The following is a 20,272-nucleotide window of genomic DNA, read 5'->3' as shown; positions in this document are numbered from 1 at the left end:
GGGGGTTTCCGAATGGGGAAACCCGGCAGTCGTCATGGGCTGTCACCCGCTGCTGAACACATAGGCAGTGTGGAGGGAACGAGGGGAAGTGAAACATCTCAGTACCCTCAGGAAGAGAAAACAACCGTGATTCCGGGAGTAGTGGCGAGCGAAACTGGATGAGGCCAAACCGTATGCGTGTGATACCCGGCAGGGGTTGCGCATGCGGGGTTGTGGGAGTTCTCTTTCATAGTCTGCCGGCTGTGAGACGAGTCAGAAACCGTTGGTGTAGGCGAAGGACATGCGAAAGGTCCGGCGTAGAGGGTAAGACCCCCGTAGCTGAAACATCAACGGCTCGTTTGAGAATCACCCAAGTAGCACGGGGCCCGAGAAATCCCGTGTGAATCTGGCGGGACCACCCGCTAAGCCTAAATATTCCCTGGTGACCGATAGCGGATAGTACCGTGAGGGAATGGTGAAAAGTACCGCGGGAGCGGAGTGAAATAGTACCTGAAACCGTGTGCCTACAAGCCGTGGGAGCGTCGCTGTATGTGCTTGCACATGCAGTCGTGACTGCGTGCCTTTTGAAGAATGAGCCTGCGAGTTAGCGGTGTGTAGCGAGGTTAACCCGTGTGGGGAAGCCGTAGCGAAAGCGAGTCCGAATAGGGCGTTTGAGTTGCACGCTCTAGACCCGAAGCGGAGTGATCTAGCCATGGGCAGGTTGAAGCGGAGGTAAGACTTCGTGGAGGACCGAACCCACCAGGGTTGAAAACCTGGGGGATGACCTGTGGTTAGGGGTGAAAGGCCAATCAAACTCCGTGATAGCTGGTTCTCCCCGAAATGCATTTAGGTGCAGCGTCGTGTGTTTCTTGCCGGAGGTAGAGCACTGGATAGGCGATGGGCCCTACCGGGTTACTGACCTTAGCCAAACTCCGAATGCCGGTAAGTGAGAGCGCGGCAGTGAGACTGTGGGGGATAAGCTCCATGGTCGAGAGGGAAACAGCCCAGAGCATCGACTAAGGCCCCTAAGCGTACGCTAAGTGGGAAAGGATGTGGAGTCGCAGAGACAACCAGGAGGTTGGCTTAGAAGCAGCCACCCTTGAAAGAGTGCGTAATAGCTCACTGGTCAAGTGATTCCGCGCCGACAATGTAGCGGGGCTCAAGCGTACCGCCGAAGTCGTGTCATTCACACACATAGGGCCAACGCCTGTGTGGATGGGTAGGGGAGCGTCGTGTGCCGGGTGAAGCAGCCGCGGAAGCGAGTTGTGGACGGTTCACGAGTGAGAATGCAGGCATGAGTAGCGATACACACGTGAGAAACGTGTGCGCCGATTGACTAAGGGTTCCTGGGTCAAGCTGATCTGCCCAGGGTAAGTCGGGACCTAAGGCGAGGCCGACAGGCGTAGTCGATGGACAACCGGTTGATATTCCGGTACCCGCTTTGAAACGCCCAGTACTGAATCAGGCGATGCTAAGTCCGTGAAGCCGGCCCGATCTCTTCGGAGTTGAGGGTAGTGGTGGAGCCGATGAACCAGACTTGTAGTAGGTAAGCGATGGGGTGACGCAGGAAGGTAGTCCAGCCCGGGCGGTGGTTGTCCCGGGGTAAGGGTGTAGGACGCACGGTAGGTAAATCCGTCGTGCATGAAGTCTGAGACCTGATGCCGAGCCGATTGTGGTGAAGTGGATGATCCTATGCTGTCGAGAAAAGCCTCTAGCGAGTTTCATGGCGGCCCGTACCCTAAACCGACTCAGGTGGTCAGGTAGAGAATACCGAGGCGTTCGGGTGAACTATGGTTAAGGAACTCGGCAAAATGCCCCCGTAACTTCGGGAGAAGGGGGGCCATTCCTGGTGATCCGATTTACTCGGTGAGCTGGGGGTGGCCGCAGAGACCAGCGAGAAGCGACTGTTTACTAAAAACACAGGTCCGTGCGAAGCCGTAAGGCGATGTATACGGACTGACGCCTGCCCGGTGCTGGAACGTTAAGGGGACCGGTTAGTGCACTTTCGGGTGTGCGAAGCTGAGAACTTAAGCGCCAGTAAACGGCGGTGGTAACTATAACCATCCTAAGGTAGCGAAATTCCTTGTCGGGTAAGTTCCGACCTGCACGAATGGCGTAACGACTTCTCGACTGTCTCAACCATAGGCCCGGTGAAATTGCACTACGAGTAAAGATGCTCGTTTCGCGCAGCAGGACGGAAAGACCCCGGGACCTTTACTATAGTTTGATATTGGTGTTCGGTTCGGCTTGTGTAGGATAGGTGGGAGACTGTGAAGCGGCCACGCCAGTGGTTGTGGAGTCGCCGTTGAAATACCACTCTGGTCGTGCTGGATGTCTAACCTGGGTCCGTGATCCGGATCAGGGACAGTGTCTGATGGGTAGTTTAACTGGGGCGGTTGCCTCCTAAAGAGTAACGGAGGCGCCCAAAGGTTCCCTCAGCCTGGTTGGCAATCAGGTGTTGAGTGTAAGTGCACAAGGGAGCTTGACTGTGAGACCGACGGGTCGAGCAGGGACGAAAGTCGGGACTAGTGATCCGGCAGTGGCTTGTGGAAGCGCTGTCGCTCAACGGATAAAAGGTACCCCGGGGATAACAGGCTGATCTTCCCCAAGAGTCCATATCGACGGGATGGTTTGGCACCTCGATGTCGGCTCGTCGCATCCTGGGGCTGGAGTCGGTCCCAAGGGTTGGGCTGTTCGCCCATTAAAGCGGTACGCGAGCTGGGTTTAGAACGTCGTGAGACAGTTCGGTCCCTATCCGCTGTGCGCGTAGGAATATTGAGAAGGGCTGTCCCTAGTACGAGAGGACCGGGACGGACGAACCTCTGGTGTGCCAGTTGTCCTGCCAAGGGCATGGCTGGTTGGCTACGTTCGGAAAGGATAACCGCTGAAAGCATCTAAGCGGGAAGCCTGCTTCGAGATGAGTATTCCCACCCTCTTGAGGGGTTAAGGCTCCCAGTAGACGACTGGGTTGATAGGCCAGATGTGGAAGCCCTGTAAGGGGTGGAGCTGACTGGTACTAATAGGCCGAGGGCTTGTCCTCAGTTGCTCGCGTCCACTGTGTTAGTTCTGAAATAACGAACAGCCGTGTCAACACCGGTTTTGTTCAAATTTTCATAGTGTTTCGGTGGTCATTGCGTTAGGGAAACGCCCGGTTACATTCCGAACCCGGAAGCTAAGCCTTTCAGCGCCGATGGTACTGCAGGGGGGACCCTGTGGGAGAGTAGGACGCCGCCGAACAATTATTGTGGGAAAGCCCCGTGCCTTATGGCACGGGGCTTTTCTGCGTTCCGGGCCCCTGGCAACCTCAGCCCCCTGCCCACCCCTGTGCTGGTGCCGGCGGAGGCTGAGGGTAAGGTCGGGGGGCATCATTCGCACGTTCTTCACAGGAGGCTCCCGGGTGGAGGTCCAGGAGACTCGGGTCCAGACGGACCGGGTCCTCACCATCCCCAACATCCTCAGCATGGCTCGCCTTGTCGGGGTACCGCTCTTCCTGTGGCTGATTCTCCGCCCCGTGTTCGGCGGCCCCAACAGTGACGGCTGGGCGCTGCTGGTGCTGATGCTCAGCGGCATCAGCGACTATCTCGACGGCAAGCTCGCCCGGCGTTGGAACCAGATCAGCAGTCTCGGCCGGCTCCTGGACCCGGCCGCCGACCGTCTCTACATCCTCTCGACGCTTCTCGGCCTCACCTGGCGCGAGATCCTGCCGCTCTGGCTCACCGCTGCTCTGCTGGCCCGTGAGCTGATGCTGCTCGTGATGGTGGCCATCCTGCGGCGCCACGGCTATCCGCCGCCGCAGGTCAACTTCCTCGGGAAAGCTGCAACTTTCAACCTGATGTACGCGTTCCCCTTGTTGCTGCTCAGCGACGGGAGTGGTTGGCTGGCTACTGTGGCCGCCATTTTCGGATGGGCGTTCGCAGGATGGGGTACAACGCTGTATTGGTGGGCAGGGATCCTTTACGTGGTCCAGGTCCGCCAGCTCGTCAAGGCGGATGCAGTAGCCGATTGAGCTCGTTGACGCGGTGCCGTGCAGTGTGGCCGGCCCGCGGTGTGATGTCTTGAACGTGATGCCCCGACGGGCGAACTCGGCTGACCGTCGCTTCTTCTAGGAGGACGTTTCCGACATGAAGGCCGTCGTGATGGCTGGTGGCGAAGGCACGCGCCTGCGCCCCATGACCTCGAGCATGCCCAAGCCGCTCCTGCCCGTGGCCAATCGGCCGATCATGGAGCATGTACTGCGGCTTCTCAAGCGGCATGGGCTCAATGAAACAGTAGTGACCGTCCAGTTCCTCGCCTCCCTCGTCAAGAACTATTTCGGGGACGGCGAAGAGCTCGGGATGGAGCTCACCTATGCCAACGAGGAGAAGCCACTCGGCACAGCGGGGAGCGTGAAGAACGCCGAGGAGGCGTTGAAGGACGACACCTTCCTCGTCATTTCCGGTGACGCGCTCACCGACTTCGACCTCACCGACCTCATCGCCTTCCACAAGGAGAAGGGGGGCCTCGTCACGGTCTGTCTGACCCGGGTCCCCAATCCGCTGGAATTCGGCATCACCATCGTCGACGAGAACGGCCAGGTCGAGCGCTTCCTGGAGAAGCCGACCTGGGGCCAGGTCTTCTCGGACACGGTGAACACGGGCATCTACGTGATGGAGCCCGAGGTCTTCGACTACGTTCAGGCCGATACCTCCGTCGACTGGTCGGGTGACGTCTTCCCGCAGCTGATGAAGGAAGGCAAGCCGATCTACGGCTATATCGCCGAGGGCTACTGGGAAGACGTCGGTACGCACGAGAGCTATGTGAAGGCCCAGGCGGACGTCCTGGAGCGCAAGGTCGACGTGGAGCTCGACGGCTTCGAGATCTCTCCCGGTGTCTGGGTGGCCGAAGGTGCTGAGGTCCACCCGGACGCCGTGCTCCGCGGGCCGCTGTACATCGGTGACTACGCCAAGGTCGAGGCGGACGTCGAGATCCGTGAGCACACCGTCGTCGGGTCCAACGTGGTCGTCAAGACCGGCGCCTTCCTCCACAAGGCCGTGGTCCACGACAACGTCTACATCGGGCAGCACAGCAACCTCCGGGGCTGCGTGGTCGGCAAGAACACCGACATCATGCGCGCCGCCCGGATCGAGGACGGCGCTGTCATCGGTGACGAATGCCTGGTCGGCGAGGAGTCGATCATCCAGGGCAACGTGCGGGTGTATCCGTTCAAGACCATCGAGGCCGGTGCGTTCGTCAACACCTCGGTGATCTGGGAATCCCGCGGGCAGGCGCATCTCTTCGGCGCGCGCGGCGTCTCCGGGATCCTGAACGTCGAGATCACCCCCGAGCTGGCGGTGCGGCTGGCCGGCGCCTACGCCACGACCCTCAAGAAGGGGTCGACGGTCACCACCGCCCGTGACCACTCCCGAGGTGCGCGTGCTCTCAAGCGGGCGGTCATCTCGGCGCTTCAGGCCAGCGCCATCGACGTACGCGACCTGGAGAACGTACCGCTGCCCGTGGCCCGGCAGCAGACCGCGCGAGGCAGTGCGGGCGGCATCATGATCCGTACGTCGCCGGGGGTGCCGGACTCGGTGGACATCATGTTCATCGACGAGCGCGGCGCCGACCTCTCCCAGGCGCAGCAGCGCAAGCTGGACCGCGTCTACGCCCGCCAGGAGTACCGCAGGGCCTTCCCCGGCGAGATCGGGGACCTGCACTTCCCGTCCAGCGTCTTCGACTCGTACACCGGCTCCCTGCTCCGCAACGTCGACATCGCGGGGATCGCCGACTCCGGGCTCAAGGTCGTCGTGGACGCCTCCAACGGCTCCGCCGGCCTCGTCCTACCGAGCCTCCTCGGGCGGCTCGGCGTGGACGCGCTGACGATCAACCCGGGGCTCGACGAGTCCCGGCCCACCGAGTCCGCCGAGACCCGCCGCGCCGGCCTCGTACGGCTCGGGGAGATCGTCTCCTCGGCGCGGGCGGCCTTCGGCGTGCGGTTCGACCCGGTCGGTGAGCGGCTCTCCCTCGTGGACGAGCTGGGCCGGATCATCGAGGACGACCGGGCTCTGCTGGTCATGCTCGACCTCGTCGCCGCCGAGCGGCGCAGCGGACGCGTCGCCCTGCCGGTGACGACCACGCGCGTCGCCGAGCAGGTGGCGGCCTACCACGGCACCCAGGTGGAGTGGACGACCACCTCGCCCGACGACCTGACCCGGGTGGGCCGCGAAGAGACCACCATCTTCGGAGGAGACGGGCGCGGAGGGTTCATCGTTCCCGAATTCAGCAGCGTCTTCGACGGGACGGCCGCTTTCGTCCGGCTCATCGGTCTCGTCGCACGGACCCAGCTCACCCTGAGCCAGATCGACGCCCGCATCCCACGGGCCCATGTCCTGCGCCGCGACCTCGCGACGCCGTGGGCGGTCAAGGGCCTCGTCATGCGTACCGTCGTCGAGGCGGCCGGGGACCGCAGCGTGGACACCACGGACGGCGTCCGCGTGGTCGAGGCGGACGGACGGTGGATCATGGTGCTGCCCGACCGTGCGGAGGCCGTCACCCATCTGTGGGCGGAAGGCCCGGACGACGCCTCGGCTCAGGCGCTGCTCGACGAGTGGTCGGCAGTGGTGGAGAGCGCGGGCGAGTGACCTCATGAGGCGGGTGCGCCGGAACTCCCTGTCAGGGAGTTCCGGCGCACCGGCCTCACCGGTGGGGCCATTCGGCGGTAGCTGTGGTGACGTGCGACGATGTGCGGCATGTCGCAGCAGCCCCCCGATCGGAGCACATCCTCGCCGCCCGCACGTCCCGACGCCTCCATGTCGCTGCTGAACAACGTGATGGACCACAGCCTCGACGAGGGGTACGCGGAAGCCTCGGCCCGCCGCAAGGCCGACGGGAGCGCCGGGCTGCCCCGTACGCTCAAGTCGAAGCTCTGGCTCGCCGCCGGTCTCGTGGTGGCCGCCCTCGTGGTGACCCTGGGTGCCGCCGAGGCGCGAGTGTCGGCGCCGGTCGTCGCCAAGGAGCGCGAGGAGCTGATCGACCGGATCAACGCCGAGACCCGGGCTGCCGACACCTTGGAGTCGGATGTCGACAAGCTCCGCAGCGATGTGAGCGAGCGGCAGCGCAAGGCCCTGGAAGAGCACGGCGGGGACCAGGGAGAGCTGGTGGCCCTGCTGTCCGGGGCGACGCCGGTCGAAGGGCCCGGGGTGAAGCTCGTCGTGGACGATGCCAAGAACACCGACCAGGGCGGCGGCGGGCCCCGTGAGTCGTCGAGCTTCTCCGACACGGGCCGGGTGCGCGACCGGGACATGCAGCGGGTCGTCAACGGCCTGTGGGAGTCCGGCGCCGAGGCCATCGCCATCAATGGGCAAAGGCTGACGGCACTGTCGGCGATCCGCGCCGCGGGCGACGCCATACTGGTCGACAACCGACCGCTGGTGCCGCCCTACACGGTGCTCGCGGTGGGCGACGGGAAGAACCTCGCCGCCGCGTTCCGGGACAGCGCCGACGGCCAGTACCTCAACGCGCTCAAGGAGAGCTTCGACATCCGCACCAGCTTGTCCGATCAGGCGAAGGTGCGGCTGCCTGCCGCGCCGAGCCTGATCGTCCGTACAGCAGAGCCGAAGGCCGCCGGCAGTGATGCGGCAGAATCAGGGAAGGGCACATCGTGATCGCCGTACTGGGCCTCGTCGTGGGAGTCGTGGTCGGACTGTTGGTCCGGCCCGAGGTGCCGGCGGTGGTCGAGCCCTATCTCCCGATTGCCGTGGTCGCCGCGCTCGACGCGGTCTTCGGAGGCCTGCGGGCCATGCTGGACGGCATTTTCGTCGACAAGGTCTTCGTGGTGTCGTTCCTCTCCAACGTCGTCGTCGCCGCGCTGATCGTGTTCCTCGGCGACAAGCTGGGTGTCGGCGCGCAGCTCTCCACCGGTGTGGTGGTCGTGCTCGGTATCCGGATCTTCTCCAACGCCGCCGCGATCCGCCGGCATGTCTTCCGGGCTTGAGGCCGATGAACAACGACGAGAACCAGAGCCGGTCCCAGCCGCTGCCCGAGCCTCAGCCGATGCCCGAGCCGGAGAAGCCGCACGCCCCTGTGCAGCCGCCCGCCGCCGAGGAGGCATCGGGGCGCCGGAGGCTGCTGGCGGGCCTGTGGCCGCCCCGGCTGAGCCGGGCTCAACTCATCGTCGCCGTCCTGCTGTTCGGGCTCGGTCTGGGCCTGGCGATCCAGGTGCGGTCCACCAGCGACGACAGCACGCTGCGCGGAGCGCGCCAGGAGGACCTGGTCCGGATCCTGGACGAGGTCGACGACCGGACGCAGCGCCTCGCGGACGAGAAGCAGCGGCTGGACGACCAGCGCACCGAGCTGGAGAACAGCTCGGACCAGGCCGAGGAGGCCCGGAAGCAGACGCTGGAGAAGGAACGCCAGCTGGGGATCCTCGCGGGTACGGTGGCGGCCCAGGGGCCTGGCATCACGCTGACGATCAGCGACCCGTCCGGTGCGGTCGCGGCCGACAAGCTGCTCGACACCGTCCAGGAGCTGCGCGCGGCCGGGGCCGAGGCCATCGAGGTCAACGGCGTGCGGGTGGTGGCCAATACGTACTTCTCCGGGGAGGGCGGTGACATCCAGGTGGACGGCAAGAAGATCGAGGCACCGTACGAGTTCCAGGTGATCGGCAAGCCGCAGGATCTGGAGCCCGCCCTCAACATCCCCGGCGGTGTGGTGCAGACGTTGGAGAAGGAGCAGGCCACGGCGGTGGTGGAGCGGTCCGACGACATCGTCGTCGACGCCTTGCGACCGGCGGAGCGGCCTGACTACGCTCGGTCGTCGTCCCCGTGATCGCGCCGGGCCGTAGGGCCGGTGGACGAGGGTACGAGGTTGCGGGGGGTCGGCGCACCGGATTGGTGGTGCGTGGTGGAAACTGTCGGGTGGATACGGACGTTGTGAAGATGTCCGGGTCGGCAGGTGTGTTCATTCAGGGTTCGTCCTGCCCCACGGGCGGGTCTATGTCGGTCAAGGGGAATCGCCCGTGAAGTTTTTTGCGAAGTTGTTCGGGAAGAGCGCGCGCGAGGACAGCAACAGTGCTGCCCGCCACCGTGCTCCGCGCCATGGCCAGGGCGCGGAGCAGGAGGCGGAGCGTCCGCTCTTCCGCGATGAGGTGTCCGGTGACGCCACTCAGACGGGTATCGACGTGTCGTCCATTGACCCTGCCGGTGCCGGCCGCATAGGTTTCGGCGAATCATCAACCTCAGGTTCAGGTGGAGGGTTCACCCCGGAGGGCTCGTCGATGCCGGTCTGTACGAGGTGCGGCCACCGCAATGCGGCGGACAGCCGGTTCTGCTCCAACTGCGGCGCGCCGCTGCGGGGCGGTGTCCCCGAGCGTGCCTCGGAGACGACGTCCACGATCTCGATCTCCGGTCTTGAGGCGTACGAGGCCGAGGCGACGGGCCAGACGGCTGCGCCTTCGCTCTCCCCGGAGGCCCAGGCCGCCGTCGACGCGCTGCCCGGAGGTTCGGCGCTGCTGGTCGTGCGCCGTGGCCCCAATTCCGGCAGCCGTTTCCTGCTGGACAGTGATCTCACGACCGCCGGCCGTCACCCGCAGAGCGACATCTTCCTCGACGACGTGACCGTGTCGCGGCGTCATGTGGAGTTCCGCAGGGGTCCGGACGGTAGCTTCACCGTGGGTGACGTCGGCAGCCTCAACGGCACCTATGTCAACCGTGAGCGCATCGATTCGGTCCTGCTGTCCAACGGCGACGAAGTCCAGATCGGAAAGTACCGCCTGGTCTTCTATGCGAGCCCGCGGGGCGTGTGACCAGCCCCGGATCCGTCCGGGGGGACCCCCAGGAAGGCCCATGCTGCGAACACCGACAGGCGGTGCCGGTGACGGTACCGCCACCGCGGACGCGCGCTGGGTGAGCATCGGTACGGTGCTCACCCGGCTGCGCGAAGAGTTTCCGGAAGTCACGATCTCCAAGATCCGTTTTCTGGAGGCCGAGGGGCTCATCGAGCCGCAGCGGACCCCCTCCGGGTACCGGAAGTTCGCTCCCGGCGATGTGGAGCGCCTCGCGCAGGTGCTCCGCATGCAGCGGGACCACTATCTGCCGCTCAAGGTCATCCGGGAGCACCTGGACGCCGTGGCCCGGGGAGAGCAGCCCGCGCTGCCCTCGCCGGGCGGTCAGCGCGACCTCGGCGACGGTGTGTGGGAGTCCGGCCCGGGTGCGGCGACCGCCGCGCGGATCGGGCGCGCCGAGCTCCTGGCGGCCGCCCAGGTCGACGAGGAGCAGCTGGAGGAGTGGGAGTCGTACGGACTCATCGTCCCGGCTCCTGAGGGCGGCTACGACGCCGAGATGGTGACCGTCGCCAAGCTGGTGGCGGATCTGGGGCGATTCGGCCTGGAGCCGCGTCATCTGCGCGCCATGCGTGCCTCCGCCGACCGGGAGGCGGGGCTGGTCGAGCAGCTGGTCGCGCCGCTGCGACGGCACCGCAATCCGCAGACCAGGGCCCATGCCGAGGCCACCGCGAACGAGCTGGCCGAGCTCTCCGTACGGCTCCACGCGGCACTCGTCCAGAGCGCTCTGCGCAGCCGTCTGCACTGAGCTCGGCGGAGCCCGACTACCCAAACATGGCGAGCACGTCCTAGGGTTGCTGTGTGAACGAGCTCGACGTTGTCGGTGTCCGGGTGGAAATGCCCTCCAACCAACCGATCGTTCTCCTGCGTGAAGTGGGAGGCGACCGGTACCTCCCCATTTGGATCGGTCCTGGGGAGGCGACCGCCATTGCCTTCGCCCAGCAGGGCATGGCTCCGGCCAGGCCGCTGACCCATGACCTGTTCAAGGATGTGCTCGAGGCCGTGGGCCAGGAGCTCACCGAGGTCCGCATCACGGACCTTCGCGAAGGGGTCTTCTACGCGGAGCTCGTCTTCGCCAGCGGGGTCGAGGTGAGCGCCCGGCCGTCCGACGCCATAGCGCTCGCCCTGCGGACCGGAACGCCGATCTACGGCAGTGACGGCGTGCTGGACGACGCGGGTATCGCGATCCCCGACGAGCAGGAGGACGAGGTGGAGAAGTTCCGCGAATTCCTCGACCAGATCTCACCGGAGGACTTCGGTACCAACAGTCAGTGACCGTCCCGCAAAGGGGCACCGTCAGCGCATCCGACAAGCCTTTCCCGGAAGCGAGACACGGGAAACCACCCTCAGGGTGATTATCACTCGGCGTGCCGAGTGTGGCGATCGTTGACGCACCCCCAGTGACTGCCTACCTTCGAGTGGGCAGGTCAAGGACGGAGGTCGGCGTGAGAAGCAGCGGCGACGGTACGGCGGCGGGTGGGCCGTATCCGCAGCACGGCAGTGGAGCCGACCACGCCATCAGGCAGCCGGTTCAACCGGCAGCGGTGGCAGCGGGCGGCGTGGCAGCGGCGAGCGATGCCGGCGACATCGGCTATCGCGGACCGACGGCGTGCGCGGCGGCGGGCATCACCTACCGCCAGTTGGACTACTGGGCGCGTACGGGGCTGGTCGAGCCGAGCGTGCGGCCGGCCTACGGGTCGGGTACCCAGCGTCTCTACAGTTTCCGGGACGTGGTCCTCCTCAAGATCGTCAAGCGGTTCCTGGACACCGGGGTCGCTCTGCAGAACATCCGCACCACGGTCCAGCACCTGCGGGCCCGGGGGTTCCAGGACCTTGAGCGGATGACGCTGATGAGCGACGGCGCGACGGTCTACGAGTGCTCGTCGCCGGACGAGGTCGTCAGCCTCCTCCAGGGCGGACAGGGCATCTTCGGGATCGCCGTCGGAGTCGTCTGGCGGGATGTGGACGCGGCGCTCTCCCAGCTCCACGGCGAGCGGGTCGACACCGGTGAGACCCTCATCGGCAACAACCCGGCCGACGAGCTGGCCCGGCGGCGCAACCGCGCCGGATGAGCGGCTGAGCGCACAAAGGCGGTTACCGACAACGGGGCGGCCCGGCACTCCACGGAGTGCCGGGCCGCCCCGTTGTCAGTGGCGTAGGGCAGCATCGGAGGTGTGAGACCCGCGCCGACCATCCTCCACCTGGACATGGATGCCTTCTACGCCTCGGCGGAGCAGGCAGCCAAGCCCAGCCTGCGCGGAAAGGCGGTCGTGGTGGGCGGCCTCGGCCCTCGCGGGGTCGTCGCCACCGCCTCGTACGAAGCACGGATCCTCGGCGTGCACTCCGCGATGCCGACGGCCCAGGCCCGGCGGCTCGCGCCGAACGCCGCCTACCTGGTGCCCCGCTTCCCGCTGTACCGGTCGGTGAGCGAGCAGGTGATGGAGCTGCTCGGGCGGCTCTCGCCGCTGGTGGAGCCGCTGAGCCTGGACGAGGCCTTCGTCGACCTGGAGGCGGGCGGGGTGGCGGACGACTCGGTGTCGGCCCAGGTGACGGGGGAGCGGCTGCGTACGGCCATCCGGGAGGTGACCGGGCTCAGTGGGTCCGTCGGGTTGGCCGGGTCCAAGATGCTCGCCAAGATCGCTTCCGAGCAGGCCAAGCCGGACGGGCTGGTGCTGATAGAGCCGGGCACCGAGCGCGAGCTGCTGGCCCCCATGTCCGTACGGACGCTGCCCGGCGTCGGACCCGCCACCGGCGACCACCTGCGGCGCGCCGGCATGACCACCGTCCACGACCTCGCGGAGGCCGGCGAGGCGGAGCTCGTACGGCTGGTCGGCAAGGCCCACGGCCACGGGCTCTACCGGATGGCGCTGGGGCTCGACGACCGGCCGGTGGTCGCCGAGCGGGACGCCAAGTCCGTATCGGTCGAGGACACCTTCGACGTGGACCTGCACGACCGGGTGCGGGTGCGCGCGGAGGTGGAGCGGCTGGCCGTGCGGTGTGTGGAGCGGCTGCGGTCCGCCGACCGGTCGGGGCGCACGGTGGTGCTGAAGGTGCGCCGGTACGACTTCTCCACCCTGACCCGCTCCGAGACCCTCAGAGGCCCCACGGACGACCCCACGGTGGTCCGTGAGGCGGCGGCGAGGCTGCTGGAGGCGGTGGACACCACCGGCGGCGTACGGCTGCTCGGCGTGGGCGTCACGGGGCTGGCGGACTTCACGCAGGAGGACCTGTTCGCGCAGGCCGCGGACGCCCGGGAGCTGGCGAAACGGGCGGAGGCGCCCGAGAAGCCGGTCGCGGACGAGGACAGGAAGCCGGTCGACGAGGAGCCCGAGAGCGCCGAGCAGCTCGCCGCCCGGCGCTGGCCCGCCGGACACGACGTCCGCCACGCGGCGCACGGCCACGGCTGGGTGCAGGGGAGCGGGGTGGGGCGGGTGACGGTGCGGTTCGAGGAGCCCGGCGGGCCGGTCGGCCGGGTCGTCACGTTCCGGATCGACGACCCGGAGCTGAGCCCGGCCGACCCGCTGCCGCTGGTCCGCGACCCGGTCGACTACTCCTCCTGGCCCGCCAGCCTGCCGAAGTCGCGGTCGGGGGCGGTCTCCGCGGCGGGCGGGGAGTCCAGCCCGTAATGGCGGTAGAGCTGCAGCTCCTGCTCCGGGGAGAGGTGCCGGCCGACGCCGAAGTCCGGGGCGCCCTTGATCAGCGCGCGGTCGAAGGGGACCCGCAGCGTGTCCTCGACGAACTCGCTGGGTTCCAGCGGGACGAAGGCGTCCCGGCTGAAGAGGCCGGTGCGTACGGCCGCCCACTCGGGGACGCCCGTCGCGTCGTCGAGATAGACCTCATCCACCGTTCCGATCTTGGCGCCCTTGCGATCGAACGCCTTGCGGCCGATCAGGCGGCGCGGATCGATATCGGTCTGCACGGTGCCTCCCACTGGTCGCTTCTGCTCAAGGGGTTTCCCCGGTCGCGTCACGAGGGTCCCTCTCGCTCCACCAGCACCAGACAAGTGCAGATCCGTGGCGTCGGCCACTCGAGGACTCCACGGGGATGGCCGCTGGTAGGCTGGCAAGTGGCTGCTGACCCCGTGCGGGAGAGTCCTCCGGTGCAGAATCCGGAGGCGCCGAAGGAGCAAATCCTCCCCGGAATCTCTCAGGCCCCCGTACCGCACGGACGAGGTCACTCTGGAAAGCAGGGCGGGTTCGTGCGGGCAGATGCCGGGACGGATCCGACCCTCACCGACGGTGAAAGTCGGCACGCCTCCGGGCGCGCCGGTGAAGCTCTCAGGTTGAGATGACAGAGGGGGAGGCCGTTCGGGCACCCGCGCCGTGGTGCCCCTCGCAGGTCGTGACAGACCAGGAGGCCTCCACCATGACCCCCCGTCGCACTCCGCTCTCCCAGCTGGAGCAGGGCATTCCGTTCGAGCAGCGCCACATAGGGCCCGACGCCGAGGCCCAGGCGAAGATGCTCGCCCAGGTCGGCTACGGCTCCCTCGACGAGCTGACCGCCGCCGCGGTGCCCGACGTGATCAAGAGTGCGGAGGCCCTGAACCTTCCCTCGGCCCGCACCGAGGCCGAGGTGCTCGCCGAACTGCGGTCGCTGGCCGACCGCAACAAGGTGCTCGCCCCGATGATCGGCCTCGGCTACTACGGCACCTTCACGCCGCCCGTCATCCTGCGCAACGTCATGGAGAACCCCGCGTGGTACACGGCCTACACGCCGTACCAGCCGGAGATCTCCCAGGGCCGCCTGGAGGCCCTGCTGAACTTCCAGACGATGGTCGCCGAGCTGACCGGGCTGCCCACCTCCGGCGCCTCCCTGCTCGACGAGGGCACCGCGGCCGCCGAGGCCATGGCGCTCGCCCGGCGCGTCGGCAAGGTCAAGAACGGCGTCTTCCTGATCGACGCCGACACCCTGCCCCAGACCATCGCCGTCATCCAGACCCGCGCCGAGCCGACCGGCGTGGAGGTCGTCGTCGCCGACCTCAGCGACGGCATCCCGGCCGAGATCGCCGAGCGCGGCGTCTTCGGCGTCCTGCTCCAGTACCCGGGCGCCTCCGGTGCCGTCCGCGCCATCGAGCCCGTCATCGAGCAGGCCCACGAGCTCGGCGCGATCGTCACCGTCGCGGCCGACCTGCTGGCCCTCACGCTGCTCACCTCGCCCGGCGCGCTCGGCGCCGACATCGCGGTGGGCACCACCCAGCGCTTCGGCGTTCCGATGGGCTTCGGCGGGCCGCACGCCGGCTTCATGGCGGTCCGTGAGAAGTTCGCCCGCTCCCTGCCCGGCCGCCTCGTCGGCGTCTCCGTCGACGCCGACGGCAACAAGGCCTACCGCCTGGCCCTGCAGACCCGCGAGCAGCACATCCGCCGCGAGAAGGCCACCAGCAACATCTGTACGGCACAGGTGCTGCTCGCCGTCATGGCCGGGATGTACGCCGTCTACCACGGCCCCGACGGGCTGCGCACGATCGCCCGCCGCACCCACCGTTACGCCGCGATCCTCGCCGAGGGCCTGCGTGCCGCCGGCGCCGACGTCGTGCACGGCGACTTCTTCGACACGCTGACCGTCAAGGTGCCCGGCAAGGCCGCGGACATCGTCGCGGACGCCCGCGAGCGCGGCGTCAACCTCCGCCGCGTCGACGCCGACCACGTCTCCATCGCCTGCGACGAGACCACCACCCGGGCCCAGCTCTCCGCCGTGTGGGCCGCCTTCGGCGCCGACGCCGACATCGAGGCGCTGGACGGTTCGGCTGCCGACGCGCTGCCCGAGGTGCTGCTGCGCTCCGACGACATCCTGACCCACCCGGTCTTCCACCAGCACCGCTCCGAGACCGCGATGCTGCGCTACCTGCGCAAGCTCGCCGACCGGGACTACGCGCTGGACCGCGGCATGATCCCGCTCGGCTCCTGCACCATGAAGCTGAACGCGACCGCCGAGATGGAGTCCATCACCTGGCCCGAGTTCGGCGCGCTGCACCCCTTCGCCCCGGCCGAGCAGGCGCAGGGCTTCCTCACGCTCATCCGCGAGCTGGAGGAGCGCCTGGCGGAGGTCACCGGTTACGACGCCGTCTCCATCCAGCCGAACGCCGGCTCCCAGGGCGAGTTCGCGGGCCTGCTCGCCGTGCGCGCGTACCACCGGGCCAACGGCGACGACCAGCGCACCGTCTGCCTGATCCCGTCCTCGGCGCACGGCACCAACGCCGCCAGCGCGGTCATGGCGGGCATGAAGGTCGTCGTGGTGAAGACCGCCGACGACGGCGAGGTCGACATCGCGGACCTGCGCGCCAAGATCGAGCAGTACCGTGACGAGCTGGCCGTCCTCATGATCACCTACCCGTCCACGCACGGGGTCTTCGAGGAGCACGTCGCCGACATCTGCGGCGAGGTGCACGACGCGGGCGGCCAGGTCTACGTCGACGGCGCCAACCTCAACGCGCTGGTCGGGCTCGCCAAGCCCGGCAAGTTCGGCGGCGACGTCTCGCACCTCAACCTGCACAAGACGTTCTGCATCCCGCACGGCGGCGGCGGCCCCGGCGTCGGCCCGGTCGGCGTCCGCGCGCACCTCGCCCCGTACCTCCCCAACCACCCGCTCCAGCCCGCCGCGGGCCCGGAGACCGGTGTGGGCCCGATCTCGGCCGCCCCGTGGGGCTCGGCGGGCATCCTGCCGATCTCGTGGGCGTACGTCCGCCTGATGGGCGGCGAGGGGCTCAAGCGCGCCACGCAGGTCGCCGTGCTGGCCGCCAACTACATCGCCAAGCGGCTGGAGCCGCACTTCCCGATCCTGTACAACGGCCCGGCCGGACTGGTCGCGCACGAGTGCATCGTCGACCTGCGGCCGATCTCCAAGGCGACCGGCGTCTCCATCGACGACGTCGCCAAGCGGCTGATCGACTACGGCTTCCACTCGCCGACCATGTCGTTCCCGGTGGCCGGCACGCTGATGATCGAGCCGACCGAGAGCGAGGACCTCGCCGAGCTCGACCGGTTCTGCGACACCATGATCGCGATCCGCGCCGAGATCGAGAAGGTCGCGTCCGGCGAGTGGAGCGCGGACGACAACCCGCTCGCCAACGCCCCGCACACCGCCGCCGCGCTGGGCGGTGACTGGGACCACGGCTACAGCCGCGAGGAGGCCGTCTTCCCGGCCGGTGTCTCCGCCGCGGACAAGTACTGGCCGCCGGTCCGCCGTATCGACGGAGCCTTCGGCGACCGCAACCTGGTCTGCTCCTGCCCGCCGCTGGAGGAGTACGACGGCTGACCCTCAGGGGCATACGGCTGACATGCGTCGGGGCCGGTGCGGGGAGTTCCCCGGGCCGGCCCCTTCTCCGTACAGCTGGTTCCTGATGTCCGCCCTCAGGCGGCCTTCACCACACGGCCTGCCGCCAACGGCCGGTGCGGTGCGATGATCTGCCCGTCCGGCAGCAGCTCGCCGGTGTCCTCGAAGAGCAGGACGCCGTTGCACAGAAGGCTCCAGCCCTGTTCCGGGTGGTGAGCCGTCAGGCGGGCCGCCTCCCGGTCGGGGGAGTCGGCGGTGGGGCAGGGTGGTTGGTGCTGGCACATGGATGGGTTCTTTCGCTGCGTCGAGTCGAGTGTCCTGCGGCTGGATGAGTGGTTCATGGCCGCCCCCGTATCAGTCGGTCCGGTCCCAGTGTTGCCCTACGGGGGTGATTCCGCAGGGATTTCGCGGCAGCTCCCGTACTCCTCTCATGACGCGTCACCCGCGCGGACGGTTCACCGCAACTGCACTGTCCCTTCGGGTGGTTCGGGGTGGCCGGACCGGGCTAGTCCGAGTGGGTAAGAGGGAGCCCCCGCGGTGGCCCGTTCCGCCGAGGGGCGTACGGGTCACCGCGGGGGCCTATCCCTCCCGGCCGCCGGTCAGGCCGAGCTGAGCAGCGGTCCGGGTGCCACGCGCAGGGTCATGACGGGCAGCAGATCGGCGACCCGGTGCGGCCGGTGCGCGGCGATGCCCGGAGGCGCCGGCGCCAGCGGCACCAGGACGTCGGCCGGGGCGAGCACCCCGGTGGAGGCGTCGTCCTCCGTGTCGTCGTGCAGCCAGAGGGTGAGCATGTACAGCTCCGGGATGGAGAGAAGTCTCGCCTGGTACGCGGTGGCGGAGGCCTCCGCCTGGCGGACCGCCAGCTCCGTCGAGGCGAGATAGGGGCCCTCGAAGAAGTGCGAGAAGCTCCAGCCGTCCGGCGTGAGCATGGTGTCCGCGGCGGCGATCGCCCGGCCCTCGCTCCGGATCAGGAAGCGCCAGGCCGCCAGTCGGGTTCGAGGTGCGGTTCTGGTCGGAGCGATCCGGTCCAGGACGTGCACGGGAAGCGGCAGTTCGGGGCTGAGTGGTCCCTGGGCGGACCGGAGGGCGGACGTGCGCGCCTGACGGACCGCGGTGGGGGAACCGAGGGCCGCGAGAACACTGCGCAGGGCGGGCGCGGGAGCCGGGGGGACATGCAGCGGCATAGTGGGTCGCCTCTCACTTGGAGACACGGTGATGCGTGGGCGGGTGCAGACGGCGCTGTCGGCGTGCGGGGCCAGAGGAGGCCGATGACGGGCGGGTTGCGTCAACTCTCTGCCTCGTCAGTCGGAGTTTATACGACACGTGTTCACACAGTGTTTCCGCTAGCTGCCGGGGATATTTCGCGCAAGGCGACATCCGGACTTCGGAATGCGGGTTTCCTGGTGATTTGATCGGCCGTTTTCCACCCCGGCCTGCGCCTCTTTCGGCGGAGCGGTAGGCCGAAACTCATCGGTCATTCCGCCACGCACTCTCCGGGCGAAAATGCCGCTCGCCGTGTGCCCCCGGAATGTGCCCCGGTCTCCTTCACCCAGCCTAGCGGGTTTCCGGAGGGCTGTGGGGCGTTACGGATCACTCCCGCTGGGCATTATCGATCGTGATGCGCGCGGCCCGGTCGGCGGGCCGACCACTGGAGGAGGGACCCCTCGATGGGGGAGAAGGTCGTGGCGGGAGCCGTTGACCTGTCCGATCGGCAGGTATACCGGACCAAGCTCAACCAGTGCCTGGAGGGGCTGGGCAGACTGCTGGAGGAGCGGAGGTTCGACCGTCCGCGAAACCTGATGGGGCTGGAGATAGAGCTGAATCTCGCCGGCTCCGACGGTCTGCCGCGGATGATGAATCAGGAAGTGCTCCAGCGCATCGCGAGCCGGGATTTCCAGACCGAACTCGGGATGTTCAATCTGGAAGTAAATATCGTTCCGCACCGGCTCGGCGGCCGGGTATTCGATCAGCTCTCGGAGGAGTTGCGGACCGGTCTCGCCTACGCCCACCGCAAGGCCGGTGAGGTGGACGCGGGGATCATCATGATCGGAATCCTGCCGACGCTCGGCGAGCACGACGTGGTCTCGGCGAATCTCTCGGACGTGGACCGCTACACGCTGCTCAACGATCAAATGGCGGCGGCCCGCGGCGAGGATTTCACCCTGGATATCGAAGGCGTGGACCACCTGGTCTGCTCCTCGCCCTCGATCGCACCCGAATCGGCCTGCACCTCGGTCCAGTTGCACCTGCAGGTGACCCCGGACCGGTTCGCGGACGTGTGGAACGCCGCGCAGGCGATCGCCTCCGTCCAGATCGCGCTGGGCGCCAACGCCCCGTTCCTCTTCGGCAAGGAGCTCTGGCGGGAGTCGCGGCCGCCGCTGTTCCAGCAGGCCACCGACGTACGGCCGCCGGAGCTGGCGAACCAGGGGGTGCGGCCCCGGACGTGGTTCGGGGAGCGGTGGATCTCCTCCGCGTACGAGCTCTTCGAGGAGAACCTGCGCTACTTCCCGCCGCTGCTGCCGATCTGCGAGGAGGAGGAGCCGCTGCGGGTCCTGGACGAGGGCGGTGTGCCGGAGCTGGCTGAGCTGGTCCTGCACAACGGGACGGTCTACCGCTGGAACCGCCCGGTGTACGACGTCGCCGACGGTGTCCCGCACCTGCGCGTGGAGAACCGGGTCCTGCCGGCCGGGCCCACCGTCACGGACGTCATCGCCAACGCGGCCTTCTACTACGGACTCGTCCGGGCGCTCGCCGAGGAGTCCCGCCCGGTGTGGAGCAAGCTGCCCTTCGAGGCCGCCGCCGAGAACTTCACCGAGGCCTGCCGGCACGGCATCGAGGCCGAACTCCTCTGGCCGCGCCCGGGCCGCGCCGGCGGACTGGCCAGGATCCCCGCCGTACAGCTCGTACAGGAGGAGCTGCTGCCGCTGGCCGCCGCCGGGCTCGACGCCTGGCAGATCGAGCCGGCCGACCGGGACCGGTACCTCGGGGTCATCGAGGAGCGCTGCAAGCGCCGGGTCAACGGAGCCTCCTGGCAGGTCGCCACCTACCGCCGGGCACTGGAGGCCGGACTCGGACGGGAAGCGGCACTGGCGGCGACGACCCGGCGCTACGCCGAGCTGATGCACGCGGGGGAGCCGGTGCACACCTGGGCGGTGGGGTTCCCGGCGCCCTGAGGCACGTTCGTACGGTGGCGTGCTTCCGTACGGGAAG

15 protein-coding genes, 2 rRNA genes and 1 riboswitch (1 of these 18 running past the window's edge) are annotated in these 20,272 nt (G+C 67.6%); of the genes, 14 read left to right on the top strand and 3 right to left on the bottom strand.

What is annotated here, in order from left to right; genetic code table 11:
* The 12 genes from ACQP09_RS03350 to ACQP09_RS03295 form a co-directional block, all read left to right on the top strand.
* Nucleotides 1-3,019: ribosomal RNA gene (locus tag ACQP09_RS03350) — 23S ribosomal RNA — on the top strand (it extends 106 nt beyond the left edge of the window).
* 80 nt (nt 3,020-3,099) lie between these two features.
* Nucleotides 3,100-3,216 (top strand): 5S ribosomal RNA (gene rrf, locus ACQP09_RS03345).
* Nucleotides 3,217-3,376: 160 nt separating this feature from the next.
* Nucleotides 3,377-3,985, top strand: coding sequence for a CDP-alcohol phosphatidyltransferase family protein (locus ACQP09_RS03340; protein ID WP_433395858.1), 609 nt, complete (start codon nt 3,377-3,379; stop codon nt 3,983-3,985).
* Between the two features lie 115 nt (nt 3,986-4,100).
* Nucleotides 4,101-6,596, top strand: a complete 2,496-nt coding sequence (locus ACQP09_RS03335; protein ID WP_364789014.1) for a mannose-1-phosphate guanyltransferase — start codon at nt 4,101-4,103, stop codon at nt 6,594-6,596.
* 108 nt (nt 6,597-6,704) lie between these two features.
* Nucleotides 6,705-7,619, top strand: coding sequence for a DUF881 domain-containing protein (locus tag ACQP09_RS03330; RefSeq protein ID WP_433395857.1), 915 nt, complete (start codon nt 6,705-6,707; stop codon nt 7,617-7,619).
* Nucleotides 7,616-7,948, top strand: a complete 333-nt coding sequence (locus ACQP09_RS03325; RefSeq protein WP_003970459.1) for a small basic family protein — start codon at nt 7,616-7,618, stop codon at nt 7,946-7,948. Before ACQP09_RS03330 ends, ACQP09_RS03325 begins: the two co-directional genes overlap by 4 nt.
* Before the next feature lie 5 nt (nt 7,949-7,953).
* Nucleotides 7,954-8,781, top strand: a complete 828-nt coding sequence (locus ACQP09_RS03320; protein WP_433395854.1) for a DUF881 domain-containing protein — start codon at nt 7,954-7,956, stop codon at nt 8,779-8,781.
* A 190-nt stretch (nt 8,782-8,971) separates the two neighbouring features.
* Entirely contained in the window at nt 8,972-9,757 is a 786-nt protein-coding gene (locus ACQP09_RS03315; RefSeq protein ID WP_432152825.1) for an FHA domain-containing protein, read from the top strand.
* 40 nt (nt 9,758-9,797) lie between these two features.
* Nucleotides 9,798-10,541, top strand: a complete 744-nt coding sequence (ftsR, locus tag ACQP09_RS03310) for a transcriptional regulator FtsR (RefSeq protein ID WP_404070415.1) — start codon at nt 9,798-9,800, stop codon at nt 10,539-10,541.
* Nucleotides 10,542-10,594: 53 nt separating this feature from the next.
* A complete protein-coding gene (locus ACQP09_RS03305; RefSeq protein WP_006123076.1) occupies nt 10,595-11,068 on the top strand; it encodes a bifunctional nuclease family protein in 474 nt (157 codons plus the stop codon).
* A gap of 170 nt (nt 11,069-11,238) precedes the next feature.
* Nucleotides 11,239-11,865: a MerR family transcriptional regulator gene (locus ACQP09_RS03300; protein ID WP_433395851.1), complete on the top strand. Its 627-nt coding sequence runs from the start codon at nt 11,239-11,241 to the stop codon at nt 11,863-11,865.
* Between the two features lie 102 nt (nt 11,866-11,967).
* Nucleotides 11,968-13,419, top strand: coding sequence for a DNA polymerase IV (locus ACQP09_RS03295; RefSeq protein ID WP_433395849.1), 1,452 nt, complete (start codon nt 11,968-11,970; stop codon nt 13,417-13,419).
* On the opposite strand, the gene ACQP09_RS03290 is transcribed toward ACQP09_RS03295, so the two are convergent.
* Nucleotides 13,341-13,712 carry a PRC-barrel domain-containing protein gene (locus ACQP09_RS03290; RefSeq protein ID WP_432152633.1) on the bottom strand — a complete coding sequence of 124 codons (372 nt, stop codon included), beginning with the start codon at nt 13,710-13,712 and terminating at the stop codon, nt 13,341-13,343. The two genes, ACQP09_RS03295 and ACQP09_RS03290, sit on opposite strands and share 79 nt — an antisense overlap.
* Before the next feature lie 155 nt (nt 13,713-13,867).
* Nucleotides 13,868-13,965: riboswitch (glycine riboswitch) on the top strand.
* 193 nt (nt 13,966-14,158) lie between these two features.
* Here ACQP09_RS03290 and gcvP point away from each other — a divergent pair.
* Entirely contained in the window at nt 14,159-17,044 is a 2,886-nt protein-coding gene (gcvP, locus tag ACQP09_RS03285) for an aminomethyl-transferring glycine dehydrogenase (protein WP_433395847.1), read from the top strand.
* A 95-nt stretch (nt 17,045-17,139) separates the two neighbouring features.
* Here the strand turns inward: gcvP and ACQP09_RS03280 are convergent, their stop codons facing one another.
* Nucleotides 17,140-17,346 carry a DUF5999 family protein gene (locus tag ACQP09_RS03280; RefSeq protein WP_007452228.1) on the bottom strand — a complete coding sequence of 69 codons (207 nt, stop codon included), beginning with the start codon at nt 17,344-17,346 and terminating at the stop codon, nt 17,140-17,142.
* 315 nt (nt 17,347-17,661) lie between these two features.
* A complete protein-coding gene (locus ACQP09_RS03275) occupies nt 17,662-18,246 on the bottom strand; it encodes a hypothetical protein (RefSeq protein ID WP_433395845.1) in 585 nt (194 codons plus the stop codon).
* Between the two features lie 483 nt (nt 18,247-18,729).
* Between ACQP09_RS03275 and ACQP09_RS03270 the strand changes: the two genes are divergently transcribed.
* Nucleotides 18,730-20,235, top strand: coding sequence for a glutamate--cysteine ligase (locus ACQP09_RS03270; RefSeq protein WP_433395843.1), 1,506 nt, complete (start codon nt 18,730-18,732; stop codon nt 20,233-20,235).
* Nucleotides 20,236-20,272 lie beyond the last annotated feature (37 nt).

The sequence above is a fragment of the Streptomyces sp. CA-146814 genome (assembly GCF_050942385.1).
Classification (GTDB): domain Bacteria; phylum Actinomycetota; class Actinomycetes; order Streptomycetales; family Streptomycetaceae; genus Streptomyces.
Note: the sequence above shows the minus strand (reverse complement) of the source record. Positions and strands in the feature narration are given on the sequence as shown.